Genomic DNA, 17,198 nt, shown 5'->3' with positions numbered 1-17,198 from the left:
CGGGTAAAATCAGCTTGGACAGAGCGCTTTTAAAGGTGTTACGGGCTAAGCTTAGGCGATTTATCGGTGCGCGTAAACCAGATTTTCCGGCGAGCAACTAAACGCCCGATGAAAAAAATCAGTACCAGAAAGATAACAACGGCTGCAACCAGCGGCAGAAAGATGCTAAAGATGGACAGCCCGACAGAGGCCACATTTTCGCCCGTTGCGACAACAGGATTGGCCAGTCCGCCCGTGGTAGCGGTAGAACCAAGCCGTAGTAGACTCGTTCCGGCTTGTATGATTCCAGCCGTGCTGCCGCCGAGCATCAGACCAAGTCCCCAGTGGAGTAACGGATTATCGATTTGAAGAAAAGACGTACTCAGCAGGGTTCCGGCAATGATGGCAGTGGGAGTGGCAATGGTATCGAGCGCGTTATCGAGCCAGGGAATGTAATAAGCGCCAAGCTCAAAGAGAGTAGCCACGCTTAGCCCCAGTAGGGCGGGCCAGCCGCTGAGCCACTCGAAGCCGGTCATGGTATTGATAAATCCCAATTTAGTGGCCAGACTGGCAATCAAAAGCGGTACAAACACCCGAAAGCCACAGCAGGCCGCCAGACCGACGCCAACGCAGGCGCTCATTATCCATTCAAGAGACATACTAATTACGCGTTAGGGTAGATGGTTCAAAGTATACCAGTGGTTCTAAGACCATAATTTAACTACCAGAAACCCGAACCGATTGTTTCAGCCGAAAAACTGGGAATTGAAATTCATCAGGAAGGCTTCGTCGGTGGCGCGGGTCAAGGCCGTGTACAACCAGCGGACGAATTCGTCGTTCACCTGGCCCTCGGGTAGAAAACCCTGATCGACAAAAACGGCGCTCCATTGCCCCCCCTGGGCCTTATGGCAGGTGAGTGCGTACGCAAACTTTACCTGCAAGGCGTTGAGGTAAGGGTCACGACGAATCGCTTCTGACCGTTCTTTCTTGCTTTTAATGTAAAAGTAGTCCTTGGCAACACTTTCGTACAGTGCCTTATACTGATCAGCCGTCAGCGAGGGGACCGGCGTATGAAGCGTATCGAGCATGATTTTGGCATCGAAATCGGGTTGCTCTTCGTAGTCGATCAATCGCAGCGTGACTGTGGCGAAGCGAAAACCATGCATCTCTTCCTTGTTGCGGATTTTTTGCACTTCCGCAAATTCACCATTGGCCAGAAAACCTGCCGGGGAGTCTTCCTCAAGCACTGTATAGTTGTTTCGGGCAATCATGAGCATATCTCCGGCGTCGAGTTCTTCTTCGCACTGGTCAATCATGCGTCGAACAAACTGGTTGTACTGCACCGCCGACTTATTGGATCGGCAAATGATCGCTGTATTCTCCCGGCCGTATTTGTCGTACGCGTACCGAATGCCGTCTTCCAGCTTAGTCAACGGCATTTTGTAAATGTCGCTGAATGAACGGACGTTGAGTTGAATGGGCGGTATTTCGCCGTTTCCAGTAGAGGAATCGCTGTCATTTAGCAGGGCATCAAAACCAACCGCCTTAGGGGTAGGAGAGGTGCCATCGAGCAGCATCCTGAGGCCCGTTGCGTTGTACAAAATTCCTGACTCTTCATCCTGGCGCATGACTTCGGTCAGTTCCTGCTCGTACACAGTCATGTCGAAAGCACTGGCCAAAAACCCCCGGTCGAGGGCAGGGCTCAACTCCCGGCCAACGGGGGGTAACTGAGCCGTATCGCCCACGAGCATAAGTTTATTGCCGGGGCCTTCAAAGACAAAGTCGATCAGGTCGGTCAGCAGGCCTTTCCCCCCGAAGTCGGCTTCATCGGAAATCATTGAAGCCTCATCGACTATAAACAGCGTGTCTTCATGGTAATTCTTCTGTCGTTGAAAAGCCAGATTACCTGAACCGGGATCAGCTACCTGTCTATATATTTTTCGGTGGATGGTCTGGGCTGGTTTCTTGGCATAATTGGTCATGACCTTAGCGGCCCGTCCAGTGGGAGCCAATAGAACCGATTTATAGCCAAAACGGGGAAGTACTTTGATAAGCGTGCCCACGAGTGTTGTTTTGCCGGTACCGGCATAGCCTCTCAGTAAAAAACAATCGCGATAATGGGCAACTTCTTCTTTGGAGATGAACTGGCCAATCTGTTCGAAAAATTGCTCCTGGCCCGGAGTAGGCTTAAAAGGGAAACGTTTGGCCAGCAAATGGGCGGCCGTTTGGGTTTCGTTCATGGGTCTAATTTACGAAAAAAGGGCCAAAGTGAAAAGAGAACGTACAAGCCAGGATTCCCCAACTTTTTATTTTTTTAATCCTTTTTTTAGCTCACCTTTCCTCCCTTCAACCTTTTTGTTATCTTCACCCTATACTAATTACCCTCCTACATGAACATACGCCAAATACTTCAGGGAAAGCGCATTAACGCGCTTTATAGTGTCTCCTCAGACCAAACGGTACTGGATGGGCTCAAGGTCATGGCCGAAAAAAATATCGGCGCTTTACTCGTAGTCGATGACGGTGAGCTAACGGGCATATTTTCAGAACGAGATTACGCACGTAAGGTAATTCTGAAAGACAGACATTCCGATGATACACGCATTGCCGATGTTATGACGGCCAGTGTCATTACGATAGGCCCTGATCAGACATTGGAAGAAAGTATGGTGATCATGTCTGATCGACATATTCGGCACTTACCTGTGGTAGACAAGGGCGAATTAATCGGAATTATCTCTATCAATGACATCGTAACTGCCATCATACGCGATCAGAAAACGCGCATCGACTCGCTGGAAAGCTATATATCGGGAAGCCCGTATTAAATTAGTATTGGGAGCTAGGAGTGAGGAGTTGCTGATGCCAGCAAACAAATGACGCGTCAGCAACTCCTCACTCCTAGCTCCTATTACTACCCTTTACCTACTAATGCTTAAAATCTGTTACCTTTGCGTCCCCAAATACGTTTAAGATTGTGACAGAAGTAGCGGATAAGCTGAAGCGGGTAGAAAAGGTTTCTTTAGGGAGTGACAAATTGGCCGACAATGTCGATTTGCCTCGTGAAGAAGTACTTAAGTTGTATGGTAACCGTCTCCGACTTCGGGTTTGTGGGTTGTATCGGGAAGGTGATCAGTTATTAATGGTTCGCCATCGGGGAATTAGCCCTACCAACACATTCTGGTGTCCGCCAGGCGGGGGAGCCCAGTTTGGCGAAAAGGCACCGGCAGCCCTCACCCGTGAGTTTCTGGAAGAAACAGGACTGGAGATCGAGCCAGGTGACCTCTTGTTCGTTAACGAATTTATGCTGCCTCCCCTGCACGCTATGGAACTGTTCTTTACCGTTAACGTAACGGGTGGCCAGCTTCATCAGGGAACAGACCCCGAAATGAGTTTGGGCGGCCAAATTATAGAAGAAGTACGCTTGATGACGTTTGCTGAAATAAAAAGCTACCCTCCCGAGGAGGTACACGACCTGTTTCGATACTGTAATTCGCTCGACGAGGTGTTTCAATTGAAAGGATATCTGAAATAAACCCGTCGTCCTAACTGGTTTGCTTTTTGTAGATTTACTTTTCACCATCAACTAAAAACTGGCTGCCCCGATACCGTGCAAATCGCTGTTACCATATCTCCGACCGTACAAATTAGCGCCGATTCGTTCGACGCCGGGCTTGCCAGTAAATCCGTATTAAGTCTGGAGGTGGGCCGGGAAAGGTTTCGGTTTATGGTGCAGGATAGTCGCGGACAGGGTTTATACCTGGAAGATTACACATTTCCATCCCTGCTTACCGAGCGTTCGATAACCGGTGTGCTGCCGGATGTGTTTCGCGAGCACCCGGTGTTATCGGCAGGTCCCTGGCAGGAAATACGTATCGGGGTCAATTCTCCTTCGTTTACATTAATTCCGGCTCCTCTCTTTCGAAAGGAATACGCCGGAAGTTACCTGGCACTCATGCGCGGCAGTGCATTACCCGCTCATGAGTTTGCCCAATCTTATGCCCATACTGCCGAAGGGTTTCTGTCGGTATTCAATATGGAGCATCCTTTAGCCGATTTCTTTTCTGAAATTTATCCGCTCCAGCCCCTGGTTTATATTCATCAGGTCGGCACATTGATTCAGGCTACGGCCGATCTGGATCGGCATGCGTTGACATCGGCGAACGTTTATTTATTCTTCGAAGATGAATTTGTCACCATCATCTGCCGAAATGCGCATAAGGTAGGCTTCTGCAATCGGTTTGGGTATAAAAATGTGCAGGATCTGACCTATTACATACTGTACGTCTTTGAAGCACAATCCCTGGCACCGGAGTCGACACCCCTCTTTCTGTACGGGGAGATAACTCCCTTTGCCGAAGCCTACGCCGAATTAAGCCGATTTATGCCGAAACTGACATTCGGACAGATTCCGCCTGGTCTTCAGCTCTCATCGGCATTCGAGGACCTGCCCAATCATCGATACCTGAGTCTATACGGGTTAGGTTTACTGAGTGAATAGAAATACTATAGGTATACTCGTATTCATTCGATTCACTCATTCTCTTTATATGAAGCGTATTGCCCTTTTTCCCGGTTCATTCGACCCATTTACACGTGGTCATGAAGACATTGTTCTGCGAGGATTGCAGTTGTTCGACGAAGTTGTTATTGGCATCGGGAGAAATGCCCGTAAAGAGCGCTATTTTCCGCTGGAGCAAATGACCGGGTTAATTGAGGAGGCCTTCCGTTCTACACCTGCCGTGAAGGTTATCAGTTATGATGACCTGACGGCTAATGTAGCCCGAAAAGTGGGAGCCCGCTTTTTACTGCGCGGGCTTCGTAACACCACCGACTTTGAATATGAAAACGGAATTTCGCAAGTTAACCGTTACGTGTACGAAGACGTCGAAACAGTATTCCTGATCACTTCGCCAAATCTTGCCCCAATCAGTTCCAGCATTATACGCGATCTGCACCGGTATGGGCAGGACGTCGATGCGTTTTTGCCCTATCAGTTAGCCAGGCCGGGAACAGAAAAGTAATGCAGGGTAGCGCACGGCTGCTCATGTGCATCAAACCTTGCCGTTCACGAGCTTATTAACTTCATCGATAACGTACCGAATTGAGCTGAAGGAGTTCGCCAGGGCCAACTTTGTTTCCCGCTGGTCGAACCAGACGAGTTGCTCAATATCTTCTTCAACCTGTGGGGCCATACGGCTGTCGTCGAGTGCCCGCATCCGGTACCATTTAGTCCGCTTTAAAATACGGCTTCCATTGAGGGTATAAGTATGCCAGGTTGTACAGATGCGTTCGCCTACAGATACCCGAACCCCTGTTTCTTCCTTCACTTCCCGAACGGCTCCCTGCCGGGAGGATTCGCCATCATCCAGTTTTCCTTTGGGTAAGTCCCATACACCCCGGCGGAACATCAGCAGCATTTTATCGCCTTTGAAGACAACCCCACCAGCGGCTTTTATGATCTTGAATGGTTTTTTTATGGCTTCCTCGCAGGCTTCTTTATCCAGGCAACCCAGCGTAACGGAAAGCAAATGGTCGGCATCACTTTTCTGAAGTAGCGTTAACAATTTACTGACCGTAGCCGGAGTAGCGTTCAGCAGCAGCAAGTGACCGTTCAAGGAATCTTGTTTAAGCAGTTCTAAACGAGCATCAACGATCAGATCGTAATCCACGAATGTCGGGTGATTTGCCAATGCGGGATTGGTCAGTTGCGTTGCGGCTTTGGGGCCAACGAGCCGGATAGGGCGGTCGTTTATGAAAACAATCATTAGAAGATATGCGGTTCGAACTGTAAAAGTACTAAAACAGATGGTCTATCATACGGTTATATCTGTTGCAAACCAGTTCCATTTCTATATTTTTGCAACAGGTCAATCATCCTCTTTGTGGAACTTCTCATTATTTTTCTTCTGACACTGCTGAATGGCGTATTTTCAATGTCGGAAATTGCTCTGGTATCCTCCCGTAGATCAAAGCTGGAAACAGCCGCAAAAAATGGAGATCGGCAGGCGCAGGTTGCCCTCGATTTATCGAATTCCCCCAACCGCTTTCTGTCGACCGTACAGATTGGCATTACACTGATTGGTATATTACTGGGTATTTTCTCGGGAGACAAACTGACTACCGATGTTCAGGCGTTTGTGGCGCAGGTTGATGTTATCCGTCCATACGCACACTCTGTTGCGGTGGTTTTGGTGTTGTTGCTGCTTACGTACCTTTCGCTGGTGTTCGGTGAGTTGGTGCCCAAACGAATTGGTCTCTCAAACCCCGAGGGGATTGCCAAAACCATGGCTGCTCCCATGATTTTTCTCTCCCGGCTAACATCCCCGTTTATTGCGCTCCTGACAGTATCGAGTGATTTACTGCTCAAAATACTGAATATTCGACCGAACGAGAATGCTGTAACGGAAGAGGAAATAAAAAGCCTTATTCAGGAAGGAACATCCGGTGGGGCCATTGAAGAAATTGAACAGGAAATAGTTCAGAATGTTTTTCAACTCGGCGACCGGAAAATTACCTCCCTCATGACCAACCGCCAGGAAATCGTTTTCCTGGATCTGGAAGATGAACCCGCCGAAAATAAAGCCCGCATTCTCGAACATAAACACTCCGTATACCCGCTCTGCAATGGTGGAGTTGATGAGGTGGTTGGGTTGATTTATACAAAAGATTTTTTGGGCAGAGATCTGGACAATGAACTCCTGCACCTGACAGATATGAAGCGGGATGCGCTTTTTGTTCCTGAAAATAATAAAGCGTATCAGGTACTGGAGCGATTTCGGGAGCGCAGACAATACGTTGGGGTTATCGTTGACGAGTACGGGGGCGTACTGGGCATTATTACCCTGAACGATATTCTGGACGTGCTTGTAGGCGATATTAACGATGATGTAAACTCCGATTACGAGATTCGTGAGCGCGAAGACGGAACCTTCCTGATTGACGCCCAATTACCTTTCGAAGATTTTATTTCGTATTTCTCCATCAATATAAGCGCACAGGCGCGTCGCGAACTCACGGGATTTGACACCCTCGGCGGATTTGCGCTCCATATTCTTAAAGACATCCCCAAAGCGGGAGAAACCTTTGTCTGGCAAAACTACCGGTTCGAGATCATTGATATGGATAAAAGCCGAATCGATAAAATTCTGGTTAAGAAGCTGGCCGAAGAGTAAACAACCTGTAAGGAAACGAGTTATAGATGAAAACAAATTCATCAATACTCATGCGACACTTCAGCCCCGATGCCAATGAGTTGACCGGTAACACATCCAGCCGTGTTCCGACCGGTATGGAAAATGACCCAAATGCTGATGAAGAAGTGATTGATCAGCAGGGAGGCAATTCGCCAACCCAGCAAGTCCACCCAAAACCAGTCGAAAAATCAGCGAAAATAGCTCCTGACGATTTAGCTGCATCAATTGCCTATGCGCTCGACGGCAGCGGTCCCGGCCCGACCAACGACAAACCAAATGTATCCGGTCATGAAATTATTTCTGAAGGAATTACGGGTGCCGGACCTGAGGACGAAGAAGATGCCTTGCGCGCGTAAGTGAACTCACACCACTTCTTTGTACTGCATTCGGTACAGGTTGGCGTAAAAGCCCTCCTGCTGAAGTAACTCTTCGTGGTTGCCCTGCTCCACAATGCGACCCTTGTCTACTACAATAATGTTGTTTGCTTTTTGAATCGTGGACAACCGGTGAGCAATGACAATGGCGGTGCGGCCTTTCATCAGTTTCCCGATAGCATCCTGAATCATCTCCTCTGTTTCGGTATCGACGGAGGAGGTCGCTTCGTCAAGGACGATAATTTTGGGGTCCTGAACCATGGCCCGTACGAACGAAATTAACTGCCGCTGTCCTACCGAGAGGGTTGAACCACGTTCCATTACATTGTATTCGTACCCGCCCGGCAATCGCTCAATAAAATCATGAACACCAACGAGTTTGGCTGCTTCGACTATTTTCTCGCGGCTGATACGCTTGTCGCCCAGCGTAATATTATTTTCGATGGTGTCCGAAAATAGAAAAACATCCTGAAGCACAACGCCGATATTCCGGCGGAGATGGCCTAGTTCGTATTCGTGAACATCAACATCATCGACCTTGATTTCGCCTTTGTTGATGTCGTAAAAGCGGCTCAACAAGTTGATGATCGATGATTTACCCGCGCCGGTGGCACCCACGAACGCGACCGTTTCGCCGGAGTTGACCCGAAAGGAGATATCCCGAAGCACCCAGTCTTCGTTGTTGTAGGCAAACCAGACATGGTTAAACTCGACATCCCCGCGAATGGTGGTTGGTGCGTATGAGCCATTGTTGACAGTAAACTCATCGCTATCCAGCAGTTTCAGAATACGGTCGGTGCTGACGATACCCATTTGAAGGGTATTGAAGCGGTCGGCCAGCATCCGAATCGGGCGAAAAAACAGGTTGATGAACATCACAAAGGCCGTAACCGTCCCGAACGTAACATCCGAACTTATGATTTGCTGGGCACCGTACCAGACAACCAGACCAACGGCCACCGCCGAAATGATATCCGCAACGGGATAGTACACGGAGTAGTACCAGATGGAGCGAATGTTGGCCGCCCGGTGCTCGTCGTTAATAACCCGGAATTTTTCAGCCTCAATCTTCTCACTGCCGAAAATCTGGACGATGTTCATGCCCGTAATATGTTCCTGAACAAAGGAGTTCAGATTGGCAACAGCCGTCCGAACTTCGTTAAATGATTTCTTGATCTTTTCCTTGAAAACATACGTGCTGAACAGCATCAGCGGAATGGTCGAGAGACTAATGGCCGCCAGCCGCCAGTCGGTATAAAACATCACGCCGATGATCAGGACCAGTTGTAGAATATCGCCCGCGATAGCCGCCATCCCCTCACTGAACACATCGGCCAGTGTTTCAACGTCCGAAATAGAACGGGTCACCAACCGGCCAATAGGCGTGTTGTCGAAGAACTTGAGCCTTAGGTGGAGAATTTTGTGATACAACTGCACACGAATGTCCCTGATAACATACTGCCCCAACCAACCGGATAGGTAGGTATTCATGAATTGAATGAGCGCCTGAGCCACCAGTACGCCAATCATGATGATGAGCATGGTGGTCAGTTGCTGATAATCGCCCATGGCGATTACGTTATCGATGGTATAACGAATAAGCAGGGGCGTTAGCGGAGCCAGGCAAGCCGCCAGCATAATAATGCCGATCAGCGCGTAAAAACGCGTCTGATAGGGTTTAATAAACGCGTATAATCGTCGGAGTATGGCTAGATCGAAAATCCGACCTGACTTTTGTTCTTCGTTCACGGGGTAACCAAAAAGGGCAAGTTCAGAATTGTAACAGCGTTTTTAGCCCGAACGTTTCAGCCAAAATATGATTTGGTCTGGTCCGGAACGGAATCGGGTAGCAGTAAAAACGGATTACAGTCGCTTTATTTGACAAGGTCTGACTTAAAAACGATTTATGAAACGGCGTATGTTCACCCGGCTGGTTACCGCCCTGCCGGTTAGTTTGGGGATTAACCCGATAAAAGCAAGCGATAGCTTTTTACAACCAACAACGGCAACCAACGCGGCCAATGAGGACCGGGCTTACTGGTTGCAAACCTTGCTCAAAGTTGTCGATCCGGTGTTAACGGCGCTGGCGCAGAATCGGCTGAAAGCGTCAATGCCCGTCGAATCCGCGCCGGGGCAGCAGCCGGGTCGCCTGATCGTGTCACACCTCGAAGCACTGGGCCGGACTATGGCCGGGCTGGCACCCTGGCTCGAACTCAGCGCCGACGATGATGTGCAGGAGAGTCTGCTCCGACAACGCTACCTCGACTTGTCGCGGCAGGCAATTGCCAACGGGGTCAACCCAAAATCGCCCGATTATTTGAATTTTACCAAAGGAGGACAACCGCTGGTCGATGCCGCTTTTCTGGCGCATGGCCTGGTTCGTTCTCCTAAATTATGGCATGCCCTCAGTACCACCGAACAGGCCAACGTGGTGAAGGCCCTGCAGGCCAGCCGGGTTATCAAACCGGGTTACAATAACTGGCTACTCTTTAGTGGCATGGTCGAAGCGGCTTTATTGAAGTATGCCGGTGCTGGCGATGAACTGCGTATGGATTACGCCATCCGGCAGCACCAGGCGTGGTACAAAGGGGATGGCGCTTACGGCGATGGGCCCGACTTTCACTGGAATTATTACAACAGTTATGTTATTCAGCCCATGCTGATCGATATTGTTAAGACGCTGGCCGAGGCCGGAAAAGCGGAAAAGGGACTGTACGAAACCCTGCTGGCTCGTGCGCAACGCTACGCGATTATTCAGGAGCGGTTAATTGCGCCCGACGGTTCGTTTGCCGCTTTTGGCCGGTCGCTGGCATACCGATGCGGGGCATTTCAGTTACTGGCCCAAATCGCTTTACAGGAAAATCTTCCGACAGAGCTGTCGCCCGGTCAGGTACGTTCGGCACTGACGGCGGTCATTCACCGAACTATGGATAGGGAAGGTACCTTTGATGCCAAAGGCTGGCTACAAATTGGTTTGTGCGGTCATCAGCCCGCTATCGGCGAAACTTACATTTCAACGGGCAGCCTGTATTTATGTTCAGTGGCGTTTCTGCCGCTGGGTTTATCAGCCATAGACCCCTTCTGGTCGGCCCCCGCAACCGACTGGACGGCCAAGAAAATATGGTCGGGGCAAAATGTACAAACCGACCATGCGATAAAGGGGTAAAGAACTAAGAGCCGGAAATGTGTGTCTCCGGCTCTTTATATATTGTTTCTAAATAGCTTAGCTTACCGTTCCGCCATTCCAGACAGCATCACCGGGGGCAATGAGGGCTAGTTTGCCATCGCGGTCTTCGGCCATCAGGATCATCCCCTGCGATTCGAAGCCCATCATCTTGCGCGGGGCCAGATTGGCCAGGAAGGTCACCTGTTTGCCGATGATCTCTTCGGGGGTGAAATGCTTGGCGATGCCGCTCAGAATCTGCCGTCCGCCCAGGCCGTCGTCTACTTTTAATTTCAGAAGCTTGTCGCTTTTAGGTACCCGTTCGGCTTCGGTGATGGTACCGATACGGATATCCATTTTCGCGAAATCATCGTACGTAATCTCGTCCCTCAGGGCCGGAACGGTCTTGGTTTCTAACTCATTCATGCGTTTGGCATTCAGTAATTTCTGAATCTGTGTGTTTATTTCGTCGTCTTCTATTTTGGCGAACAGTAACTCACCTTTACCCAATTCGGTACCCGTAACCAGCAAATCGGCCCGGCCTGCGTTTGTCCAGTTAAAATGCTCGGTAATATTGAGCTGGCTGCGAAGCTTCTGCGTTGTGAAGGGCAGGAACGGCTCGCAGACGATGCTCAGGTTCGCCGAAATTTGCAGGGCTATGTTTAGGATCGTGTTGGCGCGGATTTGGTCCGTTTTTATTACCTTCCAGGGTTCTGTTTCAGCCAGGTATTTATTGCCCAGTCGAGCCAGATCCATCAGGTGCCCCAGCGCTTCCCTGAATTTATAACTCCCAATGGCCTGCCCGATGCGGTCGGGGAAAAGGGCTAACTCATCCAGTACCTGTTGGTCGTAATCGGTCAGCTCGCCAATAGCCGGTACTTTTCCATCGCAGAATTTCTGAGTCAAAACCACCGCCCGGTTCACGAAATTGCCGAATATACCAACCAGTTCAGCGTTGTTGCGGGTCTGGAAATCTTTCCAGGTAAACTCACTGTCTTTGGTTTCGGGGGCATTGGCCGCCAGCACGTACCGTAATACGTCCTGTTTGCCGGGTAGTTCCTCCAGATATTCGTGGAGCCAGACGGCCCAGTTGCGGGATGTACTGATCTTGTCGCCCTCCAGATTCATGAACTCATTGGCGGGCACATTGTCGGCGAGGATGAAACTGCCCTCGGCCATGAGCATGGCGGGGAAGATAATGCAGTGGAAAACGATGTTGTCCTTGCCGATAAAATGTACCAGTTTGGTGTGTTCGTCACGCCAGTACAGCTCCCAGTCCCGACCTTGTTCGGCGGCCCATTCTTTGGTCATGGATATGTAGCCAATGGGGGCATCGAACCACACGTAAAGCACTTTGCCATCGGCGTCGGGAAGGGGGACTTTAATGCCCCAATCGAGGTCGCGGGTCATGGCACGGGGGCGAAGGCCTTCTTTAAGCCACGACTGGCACTGGCCGGATACGTTCGTTTTCCATTCGGGATGACTGTTAACGTAATCCTCAATCTTTGGCTGCATCCGGTCAAGGGGCAAAAACCAGTTCTTGGTCGAGCGCAGCACTGGTTTAGAACCAGATAGGGTAGAGTGTGGCTCAATAAGTTCGGTGGGGCTGAGGGCGGTGCCGCAGCGCTCGCACTGGTCGCCGTAAGCATTAGGGTTTCCGCAAACGGGACAGGTACCCACAATGTAACGGTCGGCCAGAAACTGCCCGGCTACTTCATCGTAATACTGTTCGGTCACCTCCTCATCAAAATCACCCTTTTCGTAGAGGTTAGTGAAAAACTCCTGCGACGTTTCGTGGTGGATCTGGTTCGACGTGCGAGAGTAAATATCGAAGGAAATACCAAAGTCGCTGAAGGCCTGCTTGATCTGTCCGTAGTATTTATCGACGACTTCCTGCGGAGTAATGCCTTCTTTTTTCGCCTTGATGGTGATGGGCACACCGTGTTCGTCGGTGCCGCTGATGAAGGCAACATCTTTACCCGTCGAGCGAAGGTAACGAACATAAATATCGGCGGGCAGATAGCATCCGGCAATATGACCGATGTGAATCGGGCCGTTGGCGTAAATGAGGGCCGCCGTAACGGTATAGCGTTGTGGATTTTCTAACATAGTCAGTGGTTAGTGATTAGGGGCTGTTGGTTCGTTCCGGCGTCAGGAGTTTGATGCCTGCAAAGACACACCAGCCACTAATTGGCCGCAAAATTAGCAATTCAGGGCCGAACGTTGTTATGTTTACGCAAACAGATGGCGCAAAACACCCTGCGCCAAACAGATTGAAAAGACGGGCGGCTATGGAGAACACCACGCCGAACACAAATAATTTCCTCAACCGGTCGAAATCAAAAACTTCAATTGACATCATCACTACCTAACTCAGTTCTTATTACTGGTGCCACCGGTTTTGTCGGTTCGCACATTGCCCGGCGTTATCTGGCTGATGGCTATACCGTTTCCGTGCTTTACCGACCCGGAAACGGATATGGACTGCTGAGCGATGTGGCTGGTCAGATCATCTGGTGTGAAGGCGACATCATGGACATTCCTTCGCTCGAAGCGGCCATTCAACCAGGACGGTCGGGCGTTTCGGTTGACGTTGTCCATGCGGCTGCCGTCGTTTCGTTTGTCCCGAAAGATCGCGACCGGATGGAGCGAATCAATGTAGAAGGAACGGCGAATGTTGTCAATGTTTGTTTGAAAGCGGGTGTACGAAAACTGGGTTATGTCAGTTCGGTTGCGGCCCTGGGTCGTCCGGTTGCGAAAGGTGGAGGGCCTAAGGAACCCATCGTGATCAATGAAGAACAGAAATGGGAAGATTCGCCGAACAACTCTATGTACGCCAAGACAAAGTACTGGGCTGAACTGGAAGTGTGGCGGGGCGTTGCCGAGGGATTAAACGCCGTCATCGTCAACCCATCTTTAATTTTAGGCGTTGGCGACTGGAGTAAAAGCAGCCTTCAGCTCATCAACTATGTTCATTCGGAAAAGCCGTTCTATCCGGCAGGTCTGGTCAATTACGTTGATGTACTGGATGTGGCCGATAGCCTTGTCAATCTGATGTTCTCTGACATAACCGCACAGCGGTTCATCCTAAACGGGGGCACCATTCCGTATCGTTCGTTGTTAGAACAGATAGCGGCTGTGCTGGGTAAACGTCCGCCTGGTTGGCGGGTTCCGGCCACGTTGACGCGTCTGCTTTGGCCTTTGGAAGCTATTCGGGCGGGATTGACTGGCAAGACCCCGTTGATAACTCGGGAAACAGCCCGGTCGGCAAGTTCGTTGTATCAGTACGATGGACGCAAAATCGGGCAGGTACTTGATACTCAGTATCGGCCATTAAGTGAGACGCTGGGGCGTGTGGCAAACGCCTTTGGACGGCCTTCGGACGGTATGTAAATTTTACGTTCTCAGGTTGGAGTTCTGCTTTTTTGAGTTTATATTTCACTGCCAAAGGATAAATCGCACCGTTGGTGCGGCCCCTATCCGCCCACATTTTGAAGGCAATAGCATGGAGCAAGAGTTCGAAGAACGAGAAGGCGATATCAAGGAATCAATCCGGCGTTTTGAGCAAATGCTGGATCAGCAGCAAAGCCAGTTTTTCGACCTGGACGTCTATGAACAAATGGTTGAACATTACCTCAATCAGGGTGATTTAGACAAGGCGCTTAAAGCCGCCGAATCCGGTCTGGAAAACTTCCCTTATGCGCTGGAACTTATGCTCGACAAAGCCCAGATTCTGGCCAACTTTCAACGGTTCGATGAGTCGCTGGATTTGCTGGAACGGGCTTCACTATTTAATCCCGGGGACCTCGATGTCCCCTTTATGCAAGGCTCTGTGTTGAACATGGCCGGTCGGTACGAAGAATCAATTCAGGTGTTGGAAGAGTTGCTCGACCGGGCTGAAGAGAAAGACGATATTTTGTTTCAGTTAGGGCAGAGTTATCAGAACTGGGGTAAATACGACGAAGCGATCACCCAGTATAAGAAATCCATTGCGCTGAATATCAACAACGAAAACGCGCTGTACGAACTCGCATTTTGTCTCGATGTAACGGGCGAACTGGAAAATAGTCTGGCTTACTACCAGCAACTGATCGATTCCGACCCTTATTCGTATAATGCCTGGTATAATATTGGTATCGCTTACAGCAAATTGGGGCGTTATGCTGAGGCCGCTGAAGCGTACGATTACGCCGTAATTATTAAAGGTGATTTTGCGTCGGCACACTTCAATCTGGGCAATACCTATATGAATCTGGGATTGTTCGAGAAAGCAGAAAGCTGTTATCGCGAAACGCTGAAGTTTGAAGAAGCCACCGCCGATACCTATTGCCATCTGGGAGCCAGTCTGGAAAAGCAGGATCGCATTACAGAAGCGATTAAGGAATATCGGGAGGCCATTAAACTGGACGCTATGTGGGACGAAGCCTGGTATGGTATTGGTGTTTGTCTGAGCGAGTCGGGGAAGTGGTACGAAGCGCTGCCCTTTTTGCAGAAAGCCGTCAAACTTAGCGACCAGAACGGGGAGTATTACCTGGCAGTAGCCGAAACAGAGTATAAAATCGGGAATGTGCTGTCGAGTGTCGAGGCCTTTGAAAAGGCCGCCGAAGTCGATGCTGAAAACCCGGATGTGTACCTGACCTGGTCACTCGTTCCGTTCGATCAGGGCGATTTCCTGCGGGCTAACGATATAATCCAGTCGGGTATCAATGATATGCCTTCTGAAGCTGATTTGTACTATCGCTCGGCCGTTTATTTGATTCATGCCGGTCATTATCGTGAATCATTGATTCAACTGGAAGCCGCGCTTTCGCTGGACTACGATGCACACGTTCAACTCTTCGAGTTCTTTCCCGAATTGGAGAAGCAGAAGGCACTCTACAAGATCATTCAGCAGTACAAAAAAGATTGAATCAACCCTCTTATCAATAAAAAAAGCTGTCTGTTTGGGCAGCTTTTTTTATTGATAAGAGGCAAATAAAGGTCGTTACGTTACCTGCTATAAATGCATCCAACGTGTAAGAAATGCTGGCCTTATTATCATAATTGCCTGTACGTTAAGCTTTTAGTTGCAGTACGTTGAGCTGTATACGCATGGATTCCATTTTTACCGGAAAAAAGTGAGGAGAAAAGCATAGGTTAGCAGGCGCATTCACAACCGAAACAAATTAGTTTGCCGTAACATGAAAAAGCCGACTTACGGCCTGTCCACCTACCGACGCACGAAACATACACTCTTTATTGGGTTTTATCTGTCGGCCTGTCTATCTATAAAAAGTGTCGCTCAGTCTGAATTAAACCAACTGGGAAATCAAGAGAATATACCCGCATCGGTACCTGATTCATCGGCTGATGTTTGGGATGTGTATTATCAATTTATCAACCGGAAAGGCCATCGTCCTGTAGAACGGGCACAGGCCGGATTCCATCCCTCTGTTTTCCCAGAGCTAGCCTATGCACTCCAAACTGGCTTTGCTGTTGGCTTGAATGCCAATCTATCATTCACCAGCACCAATCCCGACCAGAATATTTCGACCATAATTACAACACCTCAGTACACGCAGTATAAGCAGATCATTGTTCCGGTAGTTACGAATATCTGGACGAAAGGCAACCGGTACAACATCGTCAGCGACTGGCGGTATTATGATTATTCCGCAGACAACTTCGGTCTGGGAGGCAACTCTCCGGCTGCTGTCGACGACCGTTTATTATATGCCTATCTCAGACTGCATCAAGCCATTTTACGGCAAATTTTGCCTAATTTTTCGGTAGGGGCGGGGTACGCACTCGACTATCACTGGAATATCCGCGACGAAAATAATACCCCGCAACTGAACGACGATTTTGAAAAATACAGCACAGGTACCCGGACTGTGTCATCAGGCTTGATGTTTAGTGCGCAATACAGCACGCGCCGAAATCCAAATAATCCTCAAAATGGGTTTTTTGGTAATGTTGTGGTACGCCCAAATATGCGGTGGTTAGGCAGTGATCAAAACTGGCAGTCGGTGTTGGCAGATTTTAGGAAATATATACCCCTGGCTGAAAATGGGAAGCATATTTTAACCTTCTGGAATCTGAACTGGCTGAGTTTTGGGGGGCAGGCACCGTATCTGGATCTACCCAGTACCGGATGGGATACGTATTCCAATATGGGCAGAGGCTACACCCAGGGGCGATTTAGGGGCCGGAATCTCGTCTATCTTGAAACAGAATACCGCACGGTCCTGCTACGGAATGGCTTGCTGGGTGGCGTCGTCTTTGCCAATATGCAAACCTATAGTGATTACCCGGAGACGAATCATTTTGGGCGACTGTTACCCGGTGGCGGAGTGGGTCTTCGTTTAAAAGTAAACAAGCACTCCAATTTAAATCTGGCTATCGACTATGGATTCGGAATTGGGGGATCGCGTGGGCTGTTTCTGAATCTGGGCGAAGTCTTTTAATCGCGTTTAGCGTGTTCGCCAGTCGTGTCTATCGTTCACT

General features: G+C 49.5%; 16 protein-coding genes. 10 read left to right on the top strand and 6 right to left on the bottom strand.

Annotation, left to right across the window (positions count from 1 at the left end; genetic code table 11):
* Positions 1 to 38 precede the first annotated feature (38 nt).
* Positions 39 to 638 (bottom strand): DUF4126 domain-containing protein, encoded by a 600-nt coding sequence (locus ACYVJM_RS04215; protein ID WP_461146952.1) that lies wholly within the window; start codon positions 636 to 638, stop codon positions 39 to 41.
* 87 nt (positions 639 to 725) lie between these two features.
* A complete protein-coding gene (locus ACYVJM_RS04210; protein ID WP_461146951.1) occupies positions 726 to 2,219 on the bottom strand; it encodes an ATP-dependent DNA helicase in 1,494 nt (497 codons plus the stop codon).
* 150 nt (positions 2,220 to 2,369) lie between these two features.
* On the opposite strand from ACYVJM_RS04210, the gene ACYVJM_RS04205 reads away from it, so the two are divergent.
* The 4 genes from ACYVJM_RS04205 (at position 2,370) to coaD (ending at position 5,003) form a co-directional block, all read left to right on the top strand.
* The gene (locus tag ACYVJM_RS04205) at positions 2,370 to 2,807 is read left to right on the top strand and encodes a CBS domain-containing protein (RefSeq protein WP_461146950.1); all 438 of its coding nucleotides are present in this window, start codon (positions 2,370 to 2,372) and stop codon (positions 2,805 to 2,807) included.
* 209 nt (positions 2,808 to 3,016) lie between these two features.
* The gene (locus ACYVJM_RS04200; RefSeq protein ID WP_461147727.1) at positions 3,017 to 3,514 is read left to right on the top strand and encodes an NUDIX domain-containing protein; all 498 of its coding nucleotides are present in this window, start codon (positions 3,017 to 3,019) and stop codon (positions 3,512 to 3,514) included.
* Between the two features lie 75 nt (positions 3,515 to 3,589).
* Complete coding sequence (locus ACYVJM_RS04195) at positions 3,590 to 4,480, top strand: DUF3822 family protein (protein WP_461146949.1); 891 nt, start codon at positions 3,590 to 3,592, stop codon at positions 4,478 to 4,480.
* A gap of 49 nt (positions 4,481 to 4,529) precedes the next feature.
* Positions 4,530 to 5,003 (top strand): pantetheine-phosphate adenylyltransferase, encoded by a 474-nt coding sequence (gene coaD / locus ACYVJM_RS04190; RefSeq protein WP_461146948.1) that lies wholly within the window; start codon positions 4,530 to 4,532, stop codon positions 5,001 to 5,003.
* A 30-nt stretch (positions 5,004 to 5,033) separates the two neighbouring features.
* Here coaD and ACYVJM_RS04185 read toward each other — a convergent pair whose 3' ends face one another.
* Positions 5,034 to 5,747 carry an NUDIX hydrolase gene (locus ACYVJM_RS04185; protein ID WP_461146947.1) on the bottom strand — a complete coding sequence of 238 codons (714 nt, stop codon included), beginning with the start codon at positions 5,745 to 5,747 and terminating at the stop codon, positions 5,034 to 5,036.
* A gap of 117 nt (positions 5,748 to 5,864) precedes the next feature.
* Between ACYVJM_RS04185 and ACYVJM_RS04180 the strand changes: the two genes are divergently transcribed.
* Both ACYVJM_RS04180 and ACYVJM_RS04175 read left to right on the top strand, forming a co-directional pair.
* Complete coding sequence (locus tag ACYVJM_RS04180; protein WP_461146946.1) at positions 5,865 to 7,154, top strand: hemolysin family protein; 1,290 nt, start codon at positions 5,865 to 5,867, stop codon at positions 7,152 to 7,154.
* Between the two features lie 50 nt (positions 7,155 to 7,204).
* The gene (locus tag ACYVJM_RS04175; protein ID WP_461146945.1) at positions 7,205 to 7,531 is read left to right on the top strand and encodes a hypothetical protein; all 327 of its coding nucleotides are present in this window, start codon (positions 7,205 to 7,207) and stop codon (positions 7,529 to 7,531) included.
* A gap of 6 nt (positions 7,532 to 7,537) precedes the next feature.
* Here the strand turns inward: ACYVJM_RS04175 and ACYVJM_RS04170 are convergent, their stop codons facing one another.
* A complete protein-coding gene (locus ACYVJM_RS04170; protein ID WP_461146944.1) occupies positions 7,538 to 9,298 on the bottom strand; it encodes an ABC transporter ATP-binding protein in 1,761 nt (586 codons plus the stop codon).
* A 157-nt stretch (positions 9,299 to 9,455) separates the two neighbouring features.
* Between ACYVJM_RS04170 and ACYVJM_RS04165 the strand changes: the two genes are divergently transcribed.
* A complete protein-coding gene (locus ACYVJM_RS04165) occupies positions 9,456 to 10,715 on the top strand; it encodes a DUF2264 domain-containing protein (protein ID WP_461146943.1) in 1,260 nt (419 codons plus the stop codon).
* Between the two features lie 57 nt (positions 10,716 to 10,772).
* Here ACYVJM_RS04165 and metG read toward each other — a convergent pair whose 3' ends face one another.
* Complete coding sequence (gene metG, locus ACYVJM_RS04160) at positions 10,773 to 12,821, bottom strand: methionine--tRNA ligase (protein ID WP_461146942.1); 2,049 nt, start codon at positions 12,819 to 12,821, stop codon at positions 10,773 to 10,775.
* 16 nt (positions 12,822 to 12,837) lie between these two features.
* Positions 12,838 to 13,074: a hypothetical protein gene (locus ACYVJM_RS04155; protein ID WP_461146941.1), complete on the bottom strand. Its 237-nt coding sequence runs from the start codon at positions 13,072 to 13,074 to the stop codon at positions 12,838 to 12,840.
* On the opposite strand from ACYVJM_RS04155, the gene ACYVJM_RS04150 reads away from it, so the two are divergent.
* From ACYVJM_RS04150 to ACYVJM_RS04140, 3 genes are all read left to right on the top strand, one after another.
* Positions 13,065 to 14,105 (top strand): NAD-dependent epimerase/dehydratase family protein, encoded by a 1,041-nt coding sequence (locus ACYVJM_RS04150; RefSeq protein WP_461146940.1) that lies wholly within the window; start codon positions 13,065 to 13,067, stop codon positions 14,103 to 14,105. The two genes, ACYVJM_RS04155 and ACYVJM_RS04150, sit on opposite strands and share 10 nt — an antisense overlap.
* Before the next feature lie 112 nt (positions 14,106 to 14,217).
* Positions 14,218 to 15,621, top strand: coding sequence for a tetratricopeptide repeat protein (locus ACYVJM_RS04145; protein WP_461146939.1), 1,404 nt, complete (start codon positions 14,218 to 14,220; stop codon positions 15,619 to 15,621).
* Positions 15,622 to 15,892: 271 nt separating this feature from the next.
* A complete protein-coding gene (locus ACYVJM_RS04140; RefSeq protein ID WP_461146938.1) occupies positions 15,893 to 17,158 on the top strand; it encodes a BamA/TamA family outer membrane protein in 1,266 nt (421 codons plus the stop codon).
* The last annotated feature ends 40 nt before the right edge of the window (positions 17,159 to 17,198 follow it).

The organism is Spirosoma pulveris, assembly GCF_054781875.1.
Note: the sequence above shows the minus strand (reverse complement) of the source record. Positions and strands in the feature narration are given on the sequence as shown.

What these genes read in the sequence shown, in the direction of transcription:
- ACYVJM_RS04210 (WP_461146951.1), bottom strand. Translation starts at nt 2,219, where the DNA reads ATGAACGAAACCCAAACGGCCGCCCATTTGCTGGCCAAACGTTTCCCT.
- ACYVJM_RS04145 (WP_461146939.1), top strand. Translation starts at nt 14,218, where the DNA reads ATGGAGCAAGAGTTCGAAGAACGAGAAGGCGATATCAAGGAATCAATC.
- ACYVJM_RS04165 (WP_461146943.1), top strand. Translation starts at nt 9,456, where the DNA reads ATGAAACGGCGTATGTTCACCCGGCTGGTTACCGCCCTGCCGGTTAGT.
- ACYVJM_RS04185 (WP_461146947.1), bottom strand. Translation starts at nt 5,747, where the DNA reads ATGATTGTTTTCATAAACGACCGCCCTATCCGGCTCGTTGGCCCCAAA.
- coaD (WP_461146948.1), top strand. Translation starts at nt 4,530, where the DNA reads ATGAAGCGTATTGCCCTTTTTCCCGGTTCATTCGACCCATTTACACGT.
- ACYVJM_RS04175 (WP_461146945.1), top strand. Translation starts at nt 7,205, where the DNA reads ATGCGACACTTCAGCCCCGATGCCAATGAGTTGACCGGTAACACATCC.
- ACYVJM_RS04215 (WP_461146952.1), bottom strand. Translation starts at nt 638, where the DNA reads ATGTCTCTTGAATGGATAATGAGCGCCTGCGTTGGCGTCGGTCTGGCG.
- ACYVJM_RS04140 (WP_461146938.1), top strand. Translation starts at nt 15,893, where the DNA reads ATGAAAAAGCCGACTTACGGCCTGTCCACCTACCGACGCACGAAACAT.
- metG (WP_461146942.1), bottom strand. Translation starts at nt 12,821, where the DNA reads ATGTTAGAAAATCCACAACGCTATACCGTTACGGCGGCCCTCATTTAC.
- ACYVJM_RS04205 (WP_461146950.1), top strand. Translation starts at nt 2,370, where the DNA reads ATGAACATACGCCAAATACTTCAGGGAAAGCGCATTAACGCGCTTTAT.
- ACYVJM_RS04155 (WP_461146941.1), bottom strand. Translation starts at nt 13,074, where the DNA reads ATGATGTCAATTGAAGTTTTTGATTTCGACCGGTTGAGGAAATTATTT.